The organism is uncultured Amaricoccus sp. (assembly GCF_937858865.1).
Taxonomy (GTDB): Bacteria; Pseudomonadota; Alphaproteobacteria; order Rhodobacterales; family Rhodobacteraceae; genus Amaricoccus.
Genome location: NZ_CALLYO010000362.1, coordinates 1 through 3,823, shown reverse-complemented (window position 1 = coordinate 3,823; position 3,823 = coordinate 1). Strand labels below are relative to the sequence as shown.

The following is a 3,823-nucleotide window of genomic DNA, read 5'->3' as shown; positions in this document are numbered from 1 at the left end:
TCGGGGGTGGTGAGGAGGATGTGCGGCGGGTCGACGCGCTGGCGGGCACGCTGGGCCTGGCCGGTGTCGCCGGTGCGGTCCTCGACGCGGATGGCGAGGTCCATCTCGGCGAGGGGGGTGGCGAGGTTGCGGCGGATGTCGGCGGCGAGCGCCTTGAGCGGCGAGACGTAGAGGGTGTGGAGGCCGGGGGGCGGGGCGGGGCCGAGCTCGACGAGGGAGGGGAGGAAGCCGGCCAGCGTCTTGCCGCCGCCGGTCGGGGCGACGAGGAGGGTGGCGGGATCGGCGGCGCGGGCGAGGAGGGCGAGCTGGTGCGGGTGCGGGGTCCAGCCGCGGCGAGCGAACCAGGCAGCGAAGTGGGGGGGCAGGGCGGCGTTTGCGCCCACGGGGGAACGGGCTATTCCGCCGCCACCCGGCGGGCGCCGAGGATCGTGGCGAGGTAGTGGCCGGTGTGGCTTCCCTTGACCCGTGCGATCTGCTCCGGGGTGCCGGTGGCGACGATGGTGCCGCCGCCGTCGCCGCCCTCGGGGCCGATGTCGATGATGTGGTCGGCGGTCTTGATGACGTCGAGGTTGTGCTCGATGACGACGACGGTGTTGCCCTGGTCGACGAGCTCGTGGAGGACCTCGAGGAGCTTGCGGGTGTCCTCGAAGTGGAGGCCGGTGGTGGGCTCGTCGAGGATGTAGAGGGTGCGGCCGGTGGAGCGGCGGGCGAGCTCCTTGGAGAGCTTCACGCGCTGGGCCTCGCCACCGGAGAGGGTGGTGGCCTGCTGGCCGACCTTGATGTAGCCGAGGCCGACGCGCATCAGGGTGGTCATCTTCTCGCGGATGGCGGGGACGGCGGAGAAGAACTGCTCGGCGTCCTCGACGGTCATGTCGAGGACGTCCGCTATGCTCTTGCCCTTGAAGAGGACTTCCAGCGTCTCGCGGTTGTAGCGCTTGCCCTTGCAGGTCTCGCAGGTGACGTAGACGTCGGGCAGGAAGTGCATCTCGATCTTGATGACGCCGTCGCCCTGGCAGGCCTCGCAGCGGCCGCCCTTGACGTTGAAGCTGAAGCGGCCGGGGCCGTATCCGCGTGCCTTGGCCTCGGGCAGGCCGGCGTACCAGTCGCGGATGGGGCCGAAGGCGCCGGTATAGGTGGCCGGGTTGGAGCGCGGGGTGCGGCCGATCGGCGACTGGTCGATGTCGATGACCTTGTCGAGATGCTCGAGGCCTTCCACCGCCTCGCAGGGGGCGGGGGTCTGGCGGGCGCCGTTGAGGCGCATTGAGGCGGTCTTGAACAGGGTTTCGATGGTCAGCGTCGACTTGCCGCCGCCGGAGACGCCGGTGACGCAGGTGAAGGTGCCGAGGGGGAAGGCGGCGGTGACGCCCTGGAGGTTGTTGCCGGTGGCGTTCACCACCCGGACCTTCTTGCCGTTGCCCTTGCGGCGCTCGGGCGGGACCGGGATGGCACGCTTGCCGGTCAGGTACTGGCCGGTGATCGAGGCGGGGGCGGTGGCGATGTCCTCGGGGGTGCCGGCGGCGATGATCTCGCCGCCGTGCACGCCGGCGCCGGGGCCGATGTCGATGACGTGGTCGGCCTCGCGGATCGCCTCCTCGTCGTGCTCGACGACGATGACCGTGTTGCCGGCGTCGCGCAGGTTCTTGAGGGTGGTGAGGAGGCGGCCGTTGTCGCGCTGGTGGAGGCCGATCGAGGGCTCGTCGAGGACGTAGAGGACGCCGGTGAGGCCGGAGCCGATCTGCGAGGCGAGGCGGATGCGCTGGCTCTCGCCGCCGGAGAGGGTGCCGGCGTTGCGGGCGAGGGTAAGGTAGTCGAGGCCGACGTTGACCAGGAAGCCGAGGCGCTCGCGGATCTCCTTCAGGATGGCGCGGGCGATCTCGTTCTTCTGCGCGGTCAGCGCGGCGGGGACGGTCTCGACCCAGGCGAGCGCCTCGCGGATCGACATGCGCACGACCTCGCCGACGTGCAGGCCGCCGATCTTCACCGCCAGCGCCTCGGGCTTCAGGCGGAAACCGTGGCAGGTGCCGCAGGGGCGGTTGTTCTGGAAGCGCTCCATGTCCTCGCGCGACCAGGCCGAGTCGGTCTCGCGGTAGCGGCGCTCGAGGTTCGGGATCACCCCCTCGAACGGGCGGTCGATCTCGTAGACGCGGCCGCCCTCGTCGTAGCGGAAGCGGATCTTCTCGCCCTCGGAGCCGTAGAGGAGGACCTGCTTCGCCTGGTCGGGGAGGTCGCGCCAGCGCTTCCTGGCGTCGAAGCCGTAGTGGCGGGCCAGCGCCTCCATGGTCTGGCGGTACCAGGGCGACTGGCCGCGCGACCAGGGCGCGATGGCGCCGCGCAGAAGCGGCAGGCTGTCGTCGGGAACGACGAGGCGCGGATCGAAGAAGAGCTCGACCCCGAGGCCGTCGCAGGCCGGGCAGGCGCCGTAGGGGGCGTTGAAGGAGAAGAGCCGCGGCTCGATCTCGGGGATGGTGAAGCCGGAGACCGGGCAGGCGAAGTTCTCGGAGAAGGTGATGCGCTGCGGTTCCTCGCCCTCGGGTGGGGCGGTCTCGAGGATGGCGATGCCGTCGGCGAGGTCGAGGGCGGTGCGCAGGCTGTCGGCGAGGCGCGTCTCCAGCCCCTCGCGGACGACGATGCGGTCGACGACGACGTCGATGTTGTGGCGGTACTTCTTGTCGAGCTCGGGCGGGGAGTCGAGGTCGTGGAAGGCCCCGTTCACCTTGACGCGCTGGAAGCCCTTCTTCAGGAGCTCCTGGAATTCCTTGCGGTATTCGCCCTTGCGGTCGCGCACGATGGGGGCGAGCAGGTAGGCGCGGGTGCCCTCGGGCAGCGCCATGGTGATGTCGACCATCTGGCTCACCTGCTGCGCCTCGATCGGGAGGCCGGTCGCCGGGGAGTAGGGGGTGCCGACGCGGGCGAAGAGCAGGCGCAGGTAGTCGTAGATCTCGGTGACGGTGCCGACGGTGGAGCGCGGGTTCTTCGAGGTGGTCTTCTGCTCGATCGAGATCGCCGGCGAGAGGCCGGTGATATGGTCGACGTCGGGCTTCTGCATCATGTCGAGGAACTGCCGCGCGTAGGCGGAGAGGCTCTCGACGTAGCGGCGCTGGCCCTCGGCATAGATGGTGTCGAAGGCGAGCGAGGATTTGCCCGACCCGGACAGGCCGGTCAGCACGACGAGGCGGTCACGCGGGATGTCGATGTCGATCGACTTGAGGTTGTGCTCGCGCGCCCCGCGGATCTCGATGAACTTCTGCTCTGGCATGTCCCGCTCCTGGGCGGCCCTATCCGGTCCCGGCTGAGTCCCCGCCTCGCCGGGCCTGTAGATAGGCCTCTCGCAGCGATTGTGCGAGTCGGATAATGAGAACGAAACGCGATCGGATGCAAGGCCGCGTGCGTCCGGTCTGCGGTCAGGGGGCGATCTCGATGTCGGTCGCGAGGGTCTCCTTGGCGAAGTCGCTGACGAGGATGTCGATGGTCAGCGTCCATTCGCCGGGGTGGGGGAGCTGGATCGGGCCGGCGCGCCAGCGCCCGGCGTCACGCGTCGCGGGGAGCCGGATCGGTTCCACGCCGCGCGCGGGATCGGAGAAGGCGAGCGTGACCTCGAGCGGGTCGAGCGGCGCCTGGTCGGTGGTCTCGACCGCGACCTCGACCATGTTGGCGCCGGCGCGGCCGGGCGTCAGCATGATGCCGGCCATGACGGTGCGGCCGTGCGCGTGGGCATGGGCCGCCTGTGGCGCGCTTGCCGCGGCGGCGAGGGCGCGCGGCGGCGGGGTCATGCGGAAGCCGCTGGCGAGGGCGAGGATGAGGAGGCCGAGCAGCAGCTCGGCCG

General features: G+C 70.6%; 2 protein-coding genes and 1 pseudogene. All 3 read right to left on the bottom strand.

The window, feature by feature from the left end:
• Positions 1-383: DEAD/DEAH box helicase (locus tag Q0112_RS10445; RefSeq protein ID WP_297974891.1), on the bottom strand; the 383-nt coding region annotated here is incomplete at its 3' end.
• An 11-nt stretch (positions 384-394) separates the two neighbouring features.
• Complete coding sequence (uvrA, locus tag Q0112_RS10440) at positions 395-3,256, bottom strand: excinuclease ABC subunit UvrA (RefSeq protein ID WP_297974888.1); 2,862 nt, start codon at positions 3,254-3,256, stop codon at positions 395-397.
• Between the two features lie 145 nt (positions 3,257-3,401).
• Positions 3,402-3,823: pseudogene (locus Q0112_RS10435) on the bottom strand (copper resistance protein CopC); the annotation flags it as partial.